This window comes from Duganella sp. LjRoot269 (assembly GCF_964254095.1).
Lineage (GTDB): Bacteria > Pseudomonadota > Gammaproteobacteria > Burkholderiales > Burkholderiaceae_D > Rugamonas > Rugamonas hordei.
The window spans coordinates 4,044,605-4,059,588 of the sequence record NZ_CAXUSL020000001.1; the positions used below are offsets into that span (position 1 = coordinate 4,044,605).

The window sequence follows — 14,984 nt, forward strand, 5'->3', positions numbered from 1 at the left end:
ATCCCGCCGTCGCTCAGATTAGTCCCATGCTTCCTATGCCAGCTAATGAAAATAGCTACTGTGCGTATAACTTTTAGTAATGAAGCCGGGCTTTGCGCAGCAGCATGCCAGTGGGGAGCGATTTGCGAAATGGTATTTGTATCTTTTTTGCCACGTTGTTATTAATAAACATCAGCCGACGGGCAGCTGCGCGGTCAGCTAAGTAAGGCGCGGGCGGCTTCGGCGATGCTGCGGGCCAGTTGGCCGGCGCCGTGCGACAGCGGCGCGTGGGCCGGCGTCAGCAGGTAGAGCTGGATGGGAATTTCCGGCGCCCATGGCCGGCTTTGCAGGCGTCCGCGGCCGGATGCGGCGGTGAACGGATCGACCACCGCCATGCCGCCGCCCGCCTCCACCAGCGAACGGGCGATCTGGTAAGTCTGCACCACGGTGTGGAAGCGCGGCTGGATGCCTTGCGCCTCGCAGGCGGCCACCACCATCTCGCCCAGCGGATCGTTGTCGGCGTAGCCGATCAGCTCGCCTTCCAGCTGCGGCGCGGTCAGCGGCGTGGCGCTTTCCTGGTCCGGCCAGCGGCCCAGCGGCGCGATCACCGTCATCACGCCCTGCGCGATCGGTTCGGCGACGATGCCGGGATGGCGCGGGTCCTGCAGCGACAGGCCGAGGTCGGCCTCGCCCAGGCGCAGCGTGTTGACGATTTCGCTGGTGTGGTGGGTGGCCAGTTCGCAGCGGGTGTCGGCGAAGGCGCGGCGCCAGTCGCTCATCGCCTGCGGCAGCACGCTGACGGCGATGGTCGGCGTCGACACCAGGCGGATGGTTTCCACCGTGCGGCCCTTGAGGCTGGCGGCCAGGCGGCGGATGCCCTGCAGGTCGCGGTTGAGTTTTTCGGTCTCGGCGAACAGGCGGTGCGCTTCCGGCTTCGGGTACAGCTTGCCGCGCACGCGCTCGAACAGCGGCATGCCCAGTTGCAACTCGCAATGCTGCAGCACCTTGGTGACGGCCGGCTGCGAAATGTGCAGCACCTGCGCTGCGCCGCTGATGGTGCCGACCTGCATGATCGCGTGGAAAACTTCGATATGACGTAACCGCATCGTCTTTCTTTCAATAGCGCAATGAATGGGCATTCTACACAAGCCACGGTAAGCGGCAACGCATACGGCGCCCCTCTCGCTCCGAAAATGCTACGCTAGCCAGTTCAATCCCGGCACAGGAGCGAGACATGACTATCACAGGAAGCTGTCACTGCGCAAAAACCACTTTTCAAATCGACGGCGGGATACCCGATGCCCTGACCCGCTGCACGTGTTCGTTCTGCGCCAAGCGAGGCGCGCTGCTGGCGTATTACACCCCGGCCCAGTTTCACGTGACGTCCGCGGCGCCCGACGACGCGATCTATCGCTGGAACACCAACCTGGTAGCGCATCATTTCTGCGCCAACTGCGGATGTGCGACCTACTCCGACAGTCCAGCCTTCGAGATGGACGGCAGCTGGGATCAGCATACCCGTCGCATCGGCGTCAACGCGCGTCTTTTCGACAATTTCGACGCGGCCGCCGCTCACGTCGAAGTCATTGATGGCAAAAATCTTTGGTAGAAGTGAATTGCTACTGTAGCAGGAGCGCCGCCCGGACGCTGCCATGAGTTTGCTCGAGCAAGGCTTGCGCGTCCGCCACGGTGCGCTTGCGCATCAGCGCGACGATGGCGACCTTGACGTGGAAGCCGCATTGTTCCAGCACCGCGCGGGCGCTGTCCTCGTCGGCGCCGGTCACATGCATGGTCAGCGCGACGGCGCGGCGCACCAGCTTGGCGTTGGTGGCCTTCATGTCGACCATCAGGTTGCCGTAGACCTTGTTCAGCCGCACCATGATGGCGCTGGAGATGGTGTTGAGGACGATTTTCTGCGAGGTGCCGGCCTTCAGCCGAGTGCTGCCGGAGATGACTTCCGGCCCCGTATCGAGCGTGATGCCGAACTCGGCCCGGATGGCGACCGGCGCGCCGCCGTTGTTGGCGATGCCGATGGTCAGCGCACCGCTGGCGCGCGCCACGTCCAGCGCGCCCAGCACGTAAGGCGTGGTGCCGGAGGCGGCCAGCAGCAGGACGACGTCGTTGGCTTGCGGCCGCAGCCCGGCCATGTCGAGTCCGCCCTGCTCCCGGTTGTCCTCGGCGCCTTCGACCGCCTGGAACATCGCGCCCTTGCCGCCAGCCAGCAGCGACAGCGCCCGTTCATGCGGCCAGGAAAACGTCGGATGCAGCTCGACGCCGTCCAGCACGCCCAACCGGCCCGAGGTGCCGGCGCCGACGTAAATCAGCCTGCCACCGGCGGCAATGCGTGGCACCGCCGCGTCCACCGCGGCGGCGATGACGGCGGCGGCGCCACGCACGGCGTCCAGCGCGTTGAACTGGTCGGCGATCAGCGTGCCAACCAGCTCGGCTACCGGATACTGGTCCAGGCCGGTATGTTCCTGACTCGGGAGTTCGGTCTTTAGCATGCAAGAAGTGTAAGCTTGAATGCCGATTGCGGGTTATGAAAGCTTGCCAGATGGTCATTCCGAAAAGTTATACAAGGAGAGCCGGTTTTCATTGGCCTGGGTCGGATTGGCACAGTATTCTTGCCCTATCGAATAACCAAGGGCCAACATGAAACGCGAAATGCAGGCCTTGATGGGCATGTTGTTGATGTCCGGCGTGACGGCGGTCAGCGCCGGCCCCGCCGCCACGCTGGACCAGGAGCTGGCCGCCGTGGCCGCCGATCCGGCAATGCCGCTGGCCAGCCTGTCGGTGCTGGCGGTGCGCAACGGCAAAGTGCAGTATCAATATCAAACCGGCCAGCGCCGCATCGGCGCCTCGGCCGCGCCGGTCAATGCGGACAGCATGTTCCGCATCGCCTCCATCTCCAAGATGATGACCACCTTCGGCGTGATGAAACTGGTGGAACAGCATCTGCTGGACCTGGACGCCGACGCCGGCAGCTACCTCGGCTACGCGCTGCGCAATCCTCATTTCCCGGGGCAGCCGATCACCTTGCGCATGTTGCTGACGCATACTTCGTCGCTGCGCGATGACGGCGGCTATTCCTGGGGCGCCGACGTCGCCATCCGCGACAAGCTGACCGGCGCTGCCGGCGTCTGGGCCTCGGCCGCCAACGCGGCGCCCGGCGCGTATTTCACGTACACCAACCTGAACTGGGGCGTGATCGGCACCATCATGGAAAAAGTCACCGGCGAGCGTTTCGACCGCTTGATGAAACGCCTGCTGCTGGAGCCGATGGGCATACGCGGCGGCTATAATCCGTCCGAATTCTCCGCAGCCGAACTGGCGGACGTGGCCACGCTGTACCGCAAGCGCACCGTCGATACCGAGGTGTGGGACAGCGCCGGCCCGTGGATCGCGCAAGTGGACGATTACGGCCCGCGGCCGCCGGCGGCGCCTGCGGACATCGCCCACTACATCATCGGCGGCAACGGCACGCTGTTCAGCCCCACCGGCGGCATGCGCATCTCGGCCAACGACCTCGGCAAGATCATGCTAATGCTGATCAACAAGGGACAGTATCAGGGCCGGCAGATCCTCAAGCCCGAGACCGTGACGCTGATGTTCAGCCAGCAATGGCAGGACAACGGCAGCAACGGCGACACCTATCGCGGCCTGTACCACAGCTGGGGCTTGGGCAGCCAGCGCTTCGAAGACCTGCCCGCCTTCGGCAACCGGCTGGTCGAGGGCGGCGGCTTCAGCGCGGCCGGCCACCTGGGCGATGCGTACGGGCTGATCTCCACCTTCGTCGTCGACCTCAAGCGCGGCAACGGCATGGTGTCGCTGATCGGCGGCACCGGTGCCGATCCCGAGCGCAATCCCGGCCGCTACTCGGCCATGACGCGCAGCGAAGAGCGCATCCTGACGGCGCTGTACCGTCACGCCATCCTCGGCCAATAATGATGAGCCAGGTGATAGTCATCGGCGGTGGCGTGGTGGGGCTGACATCGGCCTGGTGGCTGGCCGAGGCCGGCTACAGCGTGAGCTTGCTGGAGCGCGAGGCCGAAGTCGGCAGCATGGCCAGCTACCGCAACGGCGGCCAGTTGAGCTACCGCTACGTGGCGCCGCTGGCCGATGCCGGCGTGCCGCTGAAGGCGCTGCAATGGCTGTTCCAGCCCGACGGCCCGCTGCGCTTCAAGCCGGAGGCCGACCTGCGCCAATGGCGCTGGCTGGCGCAATTCCTGCGCAACTGCAATGCCGACAGCAACCGCCGCACCACCGCCACCTTGCTGCAATTAGGCGAGCTGAGCCGCAATGCGATGACCGAGCTGTCGCTGCAGTTGCCGCTGTCCGAGTTTTCCTGGCGCGACGCCGGCAAGCTGGTGGTCTACCGCAGCAAGCGCTTGTTCGATCGCGCCGCCGCCAACGCGGCCGCCTACGCCCGCGTGCTGGACCCGGCCGGCACGGCGGCGTACGAGCCGGCGCTGGCGGCGCTGCAAGGCGACCTGGCCGGCGGCATCTTCAATCCGGGCGAGGCGGTGGCCGACTGTCACGCGTTTTGCGTGGCGCTGCGCCAGCGTCTGGCAAATCACCGCAACTTCAGCGGCGTGCTGCGCTGCGACGTGCAGGCGCTGTTGACCGAGCGCGGCCGGATAGCCGGGCTGCAGACTTCGATCGGCAGGCTGGGCGCCGACCATTTCGTGCTGGCGGCCGGCGTCGACAGCCGCGACCTGGCGGCCGGCGCCGGCATCTACCTGCCGATCTATCCGCTCAAGGGCTACAGCCTGAGCGCGCCGATACGCCCGCAGGACCTGGCGCCGGAAATCAGCGTCACAGATTTCGAGCGCAAGGTGCTGTACGCGCGCATCGGCGATCAATTGCGCATCGCAGCGATGGTGGACCTGGTCGGCGCCGACCGCCGCATCGACCGCCGCCGCGTCGAGGGCCTGGTGCGGCTGGCCAGGGAAGCCATGCCGGGCGCGGCCGACTATGCCGGCGCCCAGGCCTGGGCCGGCCTGCGTCCGGCCACGCCGAACAGCGCGCCCATCCTCGGCGCCACCCGTCACGACAATCTGTGGCTCAACGTCGGCCACGGTCCGCTCGGCTTCACGTTTGCCTGCGGCACCGCCAGCATCCTGGCCGGCATGCTGCGCGGCCAACAGGATCCATTCCCGCTCGACGGCCTGCGTTTGCCGCCCTGATCAGTTGCCAGACAGTCACTTTGCATTACAATTTGGCATTCGAACTTGGGAATGTCATGAAACACTCACTGCTGCATACGCAAACGCACCATACGGCCCGCGCCCTGTCGATGCGCCGATTGTTGCGCGACGGCGCGCCGCATGAGCGCAAACTGGTGTTCGGCTTGTGGCTGTTGTCGCTGGCGGCCAGCATCGGGCTGGGCCTGGCGACCGTGATCTTGCATTGGTCGGGACTGCCGGTCCGGCTGGGCGGGATCGAGCTGTACGTCACCGTCTATCCGCCGCTGGTGATATGCATGCTGTGGACGCTCACCTGCGGCTGGTGGTGGGGCGCGGTTCCCGGCTACCTGGCGACGCTGATGCTGGCCCTCTACAGCGGCATGCCGCCGGGCTGGGCGTTGCTGTTCAGCGCCGCCAATCCGCTGGGCTTCGCCGTCGTCGCGCTGGGCTACCGGGCCATCCCGATCAGCCGCCACCTGCACAACCCGGGCTCGGTGCTGTTTTATTTGCAGCTGGCGTTTGTCGGCGCGATCTTCAGTTCCAGCGGCGCGCTGGTGTGGTGCTACACCAACCGCATCGGCAGCAACGCGCTGCTGCCGATCTGGCAGGGCTGGTGGCTGGGCGCCTTCCTGCAAAGCGTGGTCATCGTGGCGCCGCTGCTGGCGGTGCTGTGGCCGCGTATCGAGCGATGGCAGTCGGCGCGGCGATACTTGCTGGTCAAGCCGGGCGCCGATCCGCGCCGCTCGGTGCTGCGGCTGCTGGGCTGCGTGTCCGGCGGCGTGCTGCTGTACGGCTATGCCACGCTGCAACTGGCCGACCGCCTGCTGCTGGCGCAGTCGGGCGGCATCTCGCCGGGGCTGGCGGCGGTGATGGCGGTGGCCAGGGATACCACCTGGGCGTTCTACTGGGTGATGGCGTTGATCGTCGCCTTCATCGCATTTTTCGGCTACCAGATGTTCGTGCACTGGCAGAGCCTGACCAACCAGCTACTGGACGAGCTGCGCGTGGCCAACCAGCGGTTGTACACGCTGGCCGGCACCGACAGCCTGACCGGCCTGCACAACCGCCGCGTGGCGGACGAGCGCATCGCCGCCGAATGGCAGCGCGCGCGTCGCCTGGGCCATGGCGCGGCGCTGTTGATGATAGACATCGATCATTTCAAGCGCATCAACGACGGCCACGGCCATCCGGTCGGCGACGAGGCGATCCGCATGCTGGCGGCGGAAATCCGCGCCATGACGCGCGACATCGACAGCGCCTGCCGCTACGGCGGCGAGGAATTCCTGATCATCCTGCCGCAGGTCGATGCCGAAGGCGCCCATGCGTTTGCCGAACGCCTGCGCCAGCGCGTGGCCGAGCTGCCGGTAGCCTGCGCAGGCGGCACGCTGCACATCACCATCAGCCTCGGCATCGCCCTGTTCGATGCGGCCGAGCAGAGCCATCAGCGGTGGATCGAACGCAGCGACCATGCGCTGTACGAGGCCAAGCGCGACGGCCGCAACCGCGTGGTGCTGCGGTCCGCCTGACTTGGTTCCCCAGGAACTAATCCCTGTCCTACACCGACACCACACGCGCACCTATACCTGTACTGTCGCGGTCCTAGCATGATGAGCATTGTCACCACGTCACTGACGCAGGGACTTTACCAACCATCTGGAGACCAAAATGAGCTACCTAGACCGCGACACATATGGCATCTACAGTAACGACAGCGACACCGACAGCGGCCCCGGCCCACGCCTGATGGGCGCCGACACGCTGATCGGCGAGGACGTCTACAACCGCCAGGACGAAGACCTGGGCGACATCAAGGAAATCATGCTCGACATGCGCCAGGGCCAGGTGGCCTATGCCGTGCTGTCCTTCGGCGGCTGGCTGGGCATGGGCGACAAGCTGTTCGCCGTGCCTTGGCAGGCACTGCAGCTCGACACCGTCAACAAGCGCTTCCTGCTGGACGTGACCAAGGAGCACCTGAAAAACGCGCCGGGCTTCGACAAGGACAACTGGCCCGACATGGCCAGCGCGGAATTCAGCACCCAGATGCACAATTTCTACGGCACCCAGCAGAATATGCCGGGCGCCCGCACCGCCAGCGGCAGCGTGATGGGCAGCAGCAGCGGCAGCCTGCAGAGCGATCCGGGCTACAGCGGCGGCACCACCGCTCCTGGCAGCCGCAGCGGCGATCTGTAATCTGGCCCACAGGGCGCACACATTGGCTCGTCAAGGCATGCGATAGCACGCATGCCTGGCGGGCTTCTCTGGTCTAATCGCTGCATCGACAGCCACTAGACCGCCCCATGCGCAAAACCCTTCCAACCCTTCCTCTGGTACTGGCGCTGAGCGCCATCCTTCTCCCCGCCTTTGCCTTTGAACCGTTGCCGCCGGAAACCATGGACGACACCCGCGTGTTCAAGGTGGAAGTGCTGCAAGTCACCGACATCGAACCCTACCAGGAAGCCTACAACGGCTTCATCGCGTCGCTGCAGGCGAGCGGGCTGGTGGCCGGCAAGAACCTGAGCGTCAACCGCGTGGCGATCGACTTCGACGTGGAAAAAGGCGGCTTCTGGAGCAAGCTCGGCGTGCTGCTGCGCATCCGCCAGGAGGCCGGCCGCATCGTCAACGCCAAGCCGGACATGGTGCTGACCATCGGCACGCCGGCCACCAAGTACGCGCGCGGCATGCTGGCCGAGGCCCACATCCCGCTGGTGTTCACGGCCGTGGCCAATCCCGAGGATGCCGGCTGCGTGTCGCTGGTCGACGGCGGCGAAGGCACCACCGGCTCCACCCTGTACACCGACATGTCCGACTCGCTGAAGCTGGTCAGGGACGTGTTTCCCAATGTGCATCGGATCGGCATGGTCCATACCGACGACGAAAACGGCGTCGCCAACGTGGCGGCCGCCACCGGCAGCGGCAAGCCGCTGGGACTGGAGGTCAGCGCGCGGCTGGTCAACAAGACCGACCACATCGCGCCCACGCTCAAGGAACTGTACAACGGCGGGCGCGGCGTCGACATGTTCGCCGTGCCGCTGGACACCTACTACGGCCTGCATCGCTACGAGGCGGCGATGGACCTGGGCGATTTCGGCATGGAAAACCAGGTGCCGGTGGTGACGCTGGCGATGGTGCGCGTGCCGGGCGCGGCGCTGTACATCGGCGCCGACTTCACGCAGGTCGGCCGGCTGGCCGGCAACCAGGCCGCCAAGATCCTGCAGCGTCACACCAAGCCGGACGTGCTGCCCATCCTGCGCCAGCAAAACCCGACCGTGCTGGTCGATCCGGCGCGCATGGCGGCGCTGCACATCACCCTCCCCTCCGCGCTGGCGGACCGCAAGACCGAGGCCAGCAACGGCTTCTGGCAGATCGACCTGGCAAAATGACTTAATTGCACCAAAACCGGGCATTTGCTCTGGCACGCTTCTTGATAGAAGGTAAACGTACTCACCAGGGAATGTTCGATATGGCAAAATTCTTTAACGAAATGACCGCTGATGGCCTGGCGCACCACGCCAGTTCCGAGGTCCGTGAACACTACCGCGAGTTCTGCGGCTGGCTGCAGCGCCAGTCCGCCGAAACCATCGAGCGCAAGCGCGCCGAGGCCGACCTGACCTTCCGCCGGGTCGGCATTACCTTCGCCGTCTACGGCGACGATGCCGGCACCGAACGGCTGATTCCATTCGACACCATTCCGCGCATCATCCCGGCGGCCGAATGGACGCAGCTGCAGACCGGGCTGGTCCAGCGCGTCAAGGCGCTGAACATGTTCATACACGATATCTATCACGACCAGAACATCATCAAGGCCGGCATCATCCCCGCCGAGCAGATCTACAAGAACGCGCAGTACCGGCCGGAGATGCAGGGCATCAACGTGGTGTCCGACATCTACGCCCACATCGCCGGGGTCGACATCGTGCGCGCCGGCCAGGGCGAGTTCTACGTGCTGGAAGACAACCTGCGGGTGCCGTCCGGCGTGTCCTACATGCTGGAAGACCGCAAGATGATGATGCGGCTGTTTCCGGAGCTGTTCGCCCGCAACAAGATCGCGCCGGTCGACCACTATCCCGACTTGCTGCTCGACAACCTGCGCTCGGTCGCGCCCATGGGCGTCAACGACCCGACGGTGGTCGTGATGACGCCGGGCATGTACAACTCGGCCTATTTCGAGCACGCCTTCCTGGCCCAGCAGATGGGCGTGGAGCTGGTCGAGGGCAAGGATTTGTTCGTCAGCGACAATACCGTGTTCATGCGCACCACGCGCGGACCGAAGCGAGTGGACGTGATCTACCGCCGGCTCGACGACGATTTTCTCGATCCGCTGGCCTTCCGTCCGGATTCGTCGCTGGGCGTGCCGGGCCTGCTGTCGGTCTACCGCGCCGGCCGCGTGACGCTGGCCAATGCCATCGGCACCGGCGTGGCCGACGACAAGTCGATCTACCCGTTCGTGCCCGACATGATCAAGTTCTACCTGTCGGAGGAACCGGTGCTGAACAACGTGCCGACCTACCAGTGCAGGAAGCAGGAGGATTTGCAGTACACGCTGGCCAACCTGCCGGAGCTGGTGGTCAAGGAAGTGCACGGCGCCGGCGGCTACGGCATGCTGGTCGGTCCGGCCTCGACCAAGCAGCAGATCGAGGATTTCCGCCAGCGCCTGCTGGCCCGGCCGGACGGCTACATCGCCCAGCCGACGCTGGCCCTGTCGGCCTGCCCGACCTATGTGGAAAACGGCATCGCGCCGCGCCACATCGATCTGCGTCCGTTTGTGCTGTCCGGCAAGACCATTTCGATGGTGCCCGGCGGCCTGACCCGCGTCGCCCTGCAGGAGGGCTCGCTGGTGGTGAACTCGTCGCAAGGCGGCGGCACCAAGGATACCTGGATACTGGAACGCTAAGGAGACAACAATGTTAAGCCGCACCGCAGATCACCTGTTCTGGATGGCCCGCTACACCGAGCGCGCCGAAAACACCGCGCGCATGCTGGATGTGAATGTGCAGACCTCGATGCTGCCGCAGTCCGACGCGGAAAACGCCCGCGGCTGGCGCGCCATGCTCGGCATTTCCGAGCTGCAATCGGCGTTCGACCTCAAGTACGATACGCTGGAAGCGCGCGCCGTCATCGATTTCATGGTGCGTGATCCGGACAATCCCTCGTCCATCGTGGCCTGCCTGACCGAGGCGCGCGAAAACGCCCGCGCCGTGCGCGGCACGCTGACCACCGAAGTGTGGGAAATCCAGAACCAGACCTGGCTGGACATGCAAAAACGCCTGGACAGCGACTTGCTGGAAAACGATCCGAGCAAGTTTTTCGAGTGGGTCAAGTTCCGCTCGCACCTGTCGCGCGGCGTGACGGTCGGCACCATGCTGCGCGACGAGGCCGTGCATTTCATCCGCCTGGGCACCTTCCTCGAGCGGGCCGACAACACGGCGCGCATCCTGGACGTCAAATTCCACGGCGGCGGCGCCGAAAGCGGCACCATGAGCCAGCGCGACTTTTATTACTGGGGCGCGCTGCTGCGCTCCGTTTCCGGCTTCGAGATCTACCGCAAGGTGTATCGCGACGTGATCACCCCGGCCCGCATCGCCGAGCTGCTGATGTTGCGCGGCGATATGCCGCGCTCGCTGCTGGCCTGCATGGACGAGGTGGTGCAAAACCTGCGCGAGGTGCGCAACGACGTGTCGGCCGATACCGAGCGCTTCGCCGGCAAGCTGCATGCCGACCTGCGATTCGCCAAGCTCGACGACATCCTGGCCAACGGCCTGCACGACACGCTGACGCGCTTCCTGGCGGACATCTATCAGTTGGGCAACCGCGTCAGCCGCGATTTCCTGGTGCCGCTGGCGGCATGACCGAGACTATTCCATGCAACTCAATATACGACACGAGACACGCTACACCTACACCACCCCGCTGGCCTACACCATCCAGCAGCTGCACCTGACGCCGCGCGCGGAGGCGCAGCAACACGTTTTATCGTGGAATATCGCCATGCCCGGCCACGTGCACGCGTACACGGACGCCTACGGCAACCTGTCGCACATGATGACGATGAACGTGCCGCACCAGGGCCTGGCCATCGTCGCCTCCGGCGTGGTGGAGACCACCAGCCCGGTCAACGGCCGGATTCCCAACGGCGACACGGTGTCGCCGCTGATCTTCACCGTCTCCACCAGGCTGACCGAGCAGACCCCGGGCATCCTGGAACTGGCGGCCTCGTGCCTGCCGGACGGCAAGGCCCAGACCAAGGATCTGATGTGCCTGGCTGAGCACATCTTTGGTGCGGTCCGGTATCAAAGCGGTGCGACCGCCGTCACCACCAGCGCCAGCGACGCGCTGGAACTGGGCCAGGGCGTGTGCCAGGACCATGCGCACCTGTTCCTGGCCTGCTGCCATGCGCACGGCATTCCGGCCCGCTACGTGTCCGGCTACATCGATCCGGAAACCAGCGACCATGCGGCCAGCCACGCCTGGGTCGACGCCTGGGCCGAGGACAAGGATTACAGCGGCTGGGTCAGTATCGACGTCACCCATGCGCGGCTGATGACGGACGCGTATTGCCGCCTGGCCATCGGCCGCGATTACGATGCGGCGGCGCCGGTGCGCGGCGTGCGGCGCGGCGGCGGCGTGGAGTCGATGAGCGTGGACGTACAGATCGTGCCCCAGTGAGGGTGTACAATAATCGTTCCAGAAATCAATAATTTGCTACGAAGATGACATATTGTGTAGGCATGCGCCTGAATGCAGGGCTGGTGTTCCTGTCCGATTCGCGCACCAACGCGGGCGTGGACCAGGTCGGTACTTTCCGCAAGATGAGCGTGTTTGAAATACCCGGCGAGCGGATGATGGTGATGATGACCGCCGGTAACCTCTCGATTTCCCAGTCGATACGCCAGCTGGTGTCCGAGCAGGTCGGCGCCGACGGGCGCAGCATCTGGAACGCGCCGACCATGCACGAGGCGGCCCGCATCCTCGGCGACGCCGTGCGCCAGGTGCACGAGCGCGACGCCAAGTCGCTGGCCGAGTTCGGCATCGAGTTCAACGTCAGCATCATCTTCGGCGGCCAGATCAAGGGCGAGCGCTGCCGCCTGTTCCAGATATACTCGGCCGGCAACTTCATCGAGTCGCACGACGAAAACACGTATTTCCAGATCGGCGAGGCCAAGTACGGCAAGCCCATCATCGACCGCGTGGTGACGCCGGCCACCAGCCTGGACGACGCCGCCAAGTGTGCGCTGATCTCGATGGATTCGACCTTGCGCTCGAATGTTTCGGTCGGCCTGCCGCTGGACCTGCTGGTCTACGACAGCGGCGCGCTGGCCGTGACCCATTTCGTCACCATCGACGAGCGCAACCAGTATTTCCAGATGATACGCAGCACCTGGGGCGACCAGCTCAAGAGCGTGTTCGAGGGGCTGGACAACCCGGTCTGGAACGCCGCGCCCGAAGCCACCAGCAATGTGTTGCATTCGACGCGCAGCGGCGGCAAGCCGGTGCGGGTGGCGCCGCCGGCCAATGTGGCCGCCCCGGCAATGTCCACCGCGCCGCTGCAGACGCTGGCACAACAGTTTCATGACGGGCAACAATAAAACGGCAGGCGGCCTCCAGCCCGGAAAGGGTATGATGGCAGCAACATTCAACTTTCACTGCTTTGGAGTGCCGCATGTCTGACGCCTCACCGCCGAAGGGCGAGGAAACGATTTTTTCGGTCGATACCTTACTGAAATACATGGGCAACGACGACAAGGCGCTGGCCATCGTGTCGAAAATCGTCCGCGACGCCTGCGCGCCGGGCCTGGCGCCCATCCAGCAGGCCGGCGCCGCGCTGCGCGAAGAGCGCCTGCCCGAGGCCGGCAAGCTCCTGCACAGCCTGCGCGGCTCGATCGGCACGCTGGGCGCCAAGCGCCTGGTGGCGTCGTCGCTGAAGGTGGAACAGGCGGTCGCCGAGCGTCAGCTCGACCAGATCCCCCCCCTGTTCGCCGCGCTCGAGGCCGAGTACGTGCTGGTTTTGCAATCGGCCAACGAATGGCTGCAGCGCAACGCCCCGCAAGACGGAAAAACGACCCAGGCTTGAACCCGGGCCGTTGCGCTTACAGCTGGCTCATGCCGCCATCAACGATCAGCTCGGTGCCGACGATAAACGCGGCTTCCGGGCTCGACAGATAAACCACCGCACTTGCCACCTCATCCGGCGTGCCGAAGCGTTTCAGCGGGATCATGGCCTGGATGCCGGCCGCCACTTCGTTCAATTGTTCCGCCTCCATGCCCAGCTTGCCGTACAGCGGCGTGGCGACCGGGCCGGGGCTGACCACGTTGACACGGGCGCCACGGCCGATCAGCTCGGCCGACAGCGTCTTGGCCAGTGAAATCAGGGCCGCCTTACTGGCGGCGTAGACGCTGGAATTTTCCATGCCGATGTGGGCATTGATCGAACCGTTCAGGATCACGGCGGCGCCCGGGTTCAGCAGCGGCGTGACGGCCTGGATGGTGAAATAGGCGCCCTTGACGTTGGTATTGAAGATGTGGTCCCAGAAAGCGTCGTCAACATTGCCCAGCGGCGAGAACTTGGCCACACCTGCATTGATGAACACGGCATCCAGCGTCAGGCCCAGCGCGCTGAGCCGGGCGCCCAGCGCGGCGGCGGATTGGCTGTCGGCGGCATCGCTGACGATGGCGATGGCGCCGCCGCCCAGTTGTTCGCGCGCTTCATCCAGCTTGGCCTGGTCGCGGCCGGTGATGACCACGCGGGCGCCTTCCCTGGCGAATTGTTGGGCGGTGGCCAGGCCAATACCGCTGTTACCACCGGTCACCAGTACAGTTTTGTTTGCGAAGCGATTCATGATGGACTCCTGAAGTTGGGTTAAGTTGCAGCGCCGGGTTGGCTGCCATGGACTCCACTATATGATTCAGTCGTACTATCAACAATCGGCAAAACAAGCATGTTCCATTCATTAATTATGAATGGATGAGCCTGCTGCATTGCAACCTGCAGACTGCGCCAGGGGTGCTAACGAATGGTTACAATTGTTACCCTGATTAACGCGCTGCCTACAAGAGTAGGAAATTGTTCGTGTTAATATCGCCATCATTCTGCAGTATGGTCTTGGATAGCAAGGCGGAAGCGAGGCTGCATCAAGCGTGCGTCGTGATTTTGGACAATTTTGTAGAATGGAAATAACGATTTACTACGTTTCGCGTATTGCGTATTAGACAATTTGCCCGTGTGCAAGTATAATGCTGCAATGCGTCGCTGGATTTTTGTCGTTACGAGCTTGAAGTGCTGCGAAAGATGGCCACAAGCGTCTCCTTGGAGTGAATTGTAGGAAGACTTTCCTTACCGTAGTGGCACTGATTTAACCAAGGGTAACTAACATATGGAATTATTCAACAAGTCTGGCGTGCTGGTATCGTCTGTCCTGGTGCTGGTCGGAGCGTTGATCGCCTGCCAGGCACAGGAAGACGCGATCCCTTCGCCGACGGTGATCGAGGCCGCCGCGATGCAACTGGGGCCGCAAGGCCAGGCGGCCGCCGAGCGCCGCTTGCAGGAATGGGCCGACCAGGGTTCGCCGGTCGCCCAGCGCGAACTGGCGCTGCGCTACTTATCCAATCCCGCCAAGCGCAGCGAAGCGCGCCAGCTGTTCGAACGCGCCGCCAGCGCCGGCGATGCGCAGGCCGCTGTCGGCCTGGTCGGCATGTACCACGGTGGCGCCACCGGCATGGACACCACCGCCGGCAGTATCAGCACCAGCCGCTTGATCAAGGAAGCCGCCAACGTGAATTACATCGCGCCGCATTAAGCTCAGCGAGCTCCAGCATAGAGCCGTA

General features: G+C 64.5%; 15 protein-coding genes. 12 read left to right on the plus strand and 3 right to left on the minus strand.

The features are described 5' to 3' along the window. Positions 1-194: 194 nt before the first annotated feature. Positions 195-1,085, minus strand: a complete 891-nt coding sequence (locus ACSQ3S_RS18090) for a LysR family transcriptional regulator (protein ID WP_413448295.1) — start codon at positions 1,083-1,085, stop codon at positions 195-197. Between the two features lie 128 nt (positions 1,086-1,213). Between ACSQ3S_RS18090 and ACSQ3S_RS18095 the strand changes: the two genes are divergently transcribed. Further along, positions 1,214-1,588: a GFA family protein gene (locus ACSQ3S_RS18095; protein ID WP_436143282.1), complete on the plus strand. Its 375-nt coding sequence runs from the start codon at positions 1,214-1,216 to the stop codon at positions 1,586-1,588. 10 nt (positions 1,589-1,598) lie between these two features. Here the strand turns inward: ACSQ3S_RS18095 and ACSQ3S_RS18100 are convergent, their stop codons facing one another. After that, positions 1,599-2,483, minus strand: a complete 885-nt coding sequence (locus ACSQ3S_RS18100) for an N-acetylmuramic acid 6-phosphate etherase (protein ID WP_436143283.1) — start codon at positions 2,481-2,483, stop codon at positions 1,599-1,601. A 148-nt stretch (positions 2,484-2,631) separates the two neighbouring features. Between ACSQ3S_RS18100 and ACSQ3S_RS18105 the strand changes: the two genes are divergently transcribed. From ACSQ3S_RS18105 to ACSQ3S_RS18150, 10 genes are all read left to right on the plus strand, one after another. Continuing rightward, a complete protein-coding gene (locus ACSQ3S_RS18105; protein ID WP_436143284.1) occupies positions 2,632-3,924 on the plus strand; it encodes a serine hydrolase domain-containing protein in 1,293 nt (430 codons plus the stop codon). A 2-nt stretch (positions 3,925-3,926) separates the two neighbouring features. Continuing rightward, positions 3,927-5,165: a D-amino acid dehydrogenase gene (locus tag ACSQ3S_RS18110; RefSeq protein ID WP_436143285.1), complete on the plus strand. Its 1,239-nt coding sequence runs from the start codon at positions 3,927-3,929 to the stop codon at positions 5,163-5,165. A gap of 56 nt (positions 5,166-5,221) precedes the next feature. Continuing rightward, the gene (locus ACSQ3S_RS18115; protein ID WP_436143286.1) at positions 5,222-6,691 is read left to right on the plus strand and encodes a diguanylate cyclase; all 1,470 of its coding nucleotides are present in this window, start codon (positions 5,222-5,224) and stop codon (positions 6,689-6,691) included. A gap of 139 nt (positions 6,692-6,830) precedes the next feature. After that, positions 6,831-7,355 carry a PRC-barrel domain-containing protein gene (locus tag ACSQ3S_RS18120; RefSeq protein WP_413448290.1) on the plus strand — a complete coding sequence of 175 codons (525 nt, stop codon included), beginning with the start codon at positions 6,831-6,833 and terminating at the stop codon, positions 7,353-7,355. Positions 7,356-7,462: 107 nt separating this feature from the next. Continuing rightward, complete coding sequence (locus tag ACSQ3S_RS18125) at positions 7,463-8,545, plus strand: ABC transporter substrate-binding protein (RefSeq protein ID WP_436143287.1); 1,083 nt, start codon at positions 7,463-7,465, stop codon at positions 8,543-8,545. 80 nt (positions 8,546-8,625) lie between these two features. Continuing rightward, on the plus strand, positions 8,626-10,056 hold the full coding sequence (locus ACSQ3S_RS18130; protein ID WP_176650870.1) for a circularly permuted type 2 ATP-grasp protein: 1,431 nt from the start codon (positions 8,626-8,628) through the stop codon (positions 10,054-10,056). A 10-nt stretch (positions 10,057-10,066) separates the two neighbouring features. Next, positions 10,067-11,011, plus strand: a complete 945-nt coding sequence (locus ACSQ3S_RS18135) for an alpha-E domain-containing protein (RefSeq protein ID WP_176650869.1) — start codon at positions 10,067-10,069, stop codon at positions 11,009-11,011. 13 nt (positions 11,012-11,024) lie between these two features. After that, positions 11,025-11,828, plus strand: a complete 804-nt coding sequence (locus ACSQ3S_RS18140; RefSeq protein ID WP_176650868.1) for a transglutaminase family protein — start codon at positions 11,025-11,027, stop codon at positions 11,826-11,828. Between the two features lie 44 nt (positions 11,829-11,872). Beyond that, complete coding sequence (locus ACSQ3S_RS18145) at positions 11,873-12,748, plus strand: proteasome-type protease (RefSeq protein WP_176650867.1); 876 nt, start codon at positions 11,873-11,875, stop codon at positions 12,746-12,748. Positions 12,749-12,822: 74 nt separating this feature from the next. After that, positions 12,823-13,233, plus strand: a complete 411-nt coding sequence (locus ACSQ3S_RS18150; RefSeq protein WP_436143288.1) for an Hpt domain-containing protein — start codon at positions 12,823-12,825, stop codon at positions 13,231-13,233. A 16-nt stretch (positions 13,234-13,249) separates the two neighbouring features. Here the strand turns inward: ACSQ3S_RS18150 and ACSQ3S_RS18155 are convergent, their stop codons facing one another. Next, positions 13,250-13,999, minus strand: a complete 750-nt coding sequence (locus tag ACSQ3S_RS18155; RefSeq protein WP_176650865.1) for an SDR family oxidoreductase — start codon at positions 13,997-13,999, stop codon at positions 13,250-13,252. Positions 14,000-14,533: 534 nt separating this feature from the next. On the opposite strand from ACSQ3S_RS18155, the gene ACSQ3S_RS18160 reads away from it, so the two are divergent. After that, positions 14,534-14,956: a hypothetical protein gene (locus ACSQ3S_RS18160; RefSeq protein WP_176650864.1), complete on the plus strand. Its 423-nt coding sequence runs from the start codon at positions 14,534-14,536 to the stop codon at positions 14,954-14,956. Positions 14,957-14,984 lie beyond the last annotated feature (28 nt).

What these genes read in the sequence shown, in the direction of transcription:
- ACSQ3S_RS18135 (WP_176650869.1), top strand. Translation starts at nt 10,067, where the DNA reads ATGTTAAGCCGCACCGCAGATCACCTGTTCTGGATGGCCCGCTACACC.
- ACSQ3S_RS18150 (WP_436143288.1), top strand. Translation starts at nt 12,823, where the DNA reads ATGTCTGACGCCTCACCGCCGAAGGGCGAGGAAACGATTTTTTCGGTC.
- ACSQ3S_RS18130 (WP_176650870.1), top strand. Translation starts at nt 8,626, where the DNA reads ATGGCAAAATTCTTTAACGAAATGACCGCTGATGGCCTGGCGCACCAC.
- ACSQ3S_RS18110 (WP_436143285.1), top strand. Translation starts at nt 3,927, where the DNA reads ATGAGCCAGGTGATAGTCATCGGCGGTGGCGTGGTGGGGCTGACATCG.
- ACSQ3S_RS18095 (WP_436143282.1), top strand. Translation starts at nt 1,214, where the DNA reads ATGACTATCACAGGAAGCTGTCACTGCGCAAAAACCACTTTTCAAATC.
- ACSQ3S_RS18120 (WP_413448290.1), top strand. Translation starts at nt 6,831, where the DNA reads ATGAGCTACCTAGACCGCGACACATATGGCATCTACAGTAACGACAGC.
- ACSQ3S_RS18125 (WP_436143287.1), top strand. Translation starts at nt 7,463, where the DNA reads ATGCGCAAAACCCTTCCAACCCTTCCTCTGGTACTGGCGCTGAGCGCC.
- ACSQ3S_RS18145 (WP_176650867.1), top strand. Translation starts at nt 11,873, where the DNA reads ATGACATATTGTGTAGGCATGCGCCTGAATGCAGGGCTGGTGTTCCTG.
- ACSQ3S_RS18105 (WP_436143284.1), top strand. Translation starts at nt 2,632, where the DNA reads ATGAAACGCGAAATGCAGGCCTTGATGGGCATGTTGTTGATGTCCGGC.
- ACSQ3S_RS18155 (WP_176650865.1), bottom strand. Translation starts at nt 13,999, where the DNA reads ATGAATCGCTTCGCAAACAAAACTGTACTGGTGACCGGTGGTAACAGC.
- ACSQ3S_RS18140 (WP_176650868.1), top strand. Translation starts at nt 11,025, where the DNA reads ATGCAACTCAATATACGACACGAGACACGCTACACCTACACCACCCCG.
- ACSQ3S_RS18100 (WP_436143283.1), bottom strand. Translation starts at nt 2,483, where the DNA reads ATGCTAAAGACCGAACTCCCGAGTCAGGAACATACCGGCCTGGACCAG.
- ACSQ3S_RS18090 (WP_413448295.1), bottom strand. Translation starts at nt 1,085, where the DNA reads ATGCGGTTACGTCATATCGAAGTTTTCCACGCGATCATGCAGGTCGGC.
- ACSQ3S_RS18115 (WP_436143286.1), top strand. Translation starts at nt 5,222, where the DNA reads ATGAAACACTCACTGCTGCATACGCAAACGCACCATACGGCCCGCGCC.
- ACSQ3S_RS18160 (WP_176650864.1), top strand. Translation starts at nt 14,534, where the DNA reads ATGGAATTATTCAACAAGTCTGGCGTGCTGGTATCGTCTGTCCTGGTG.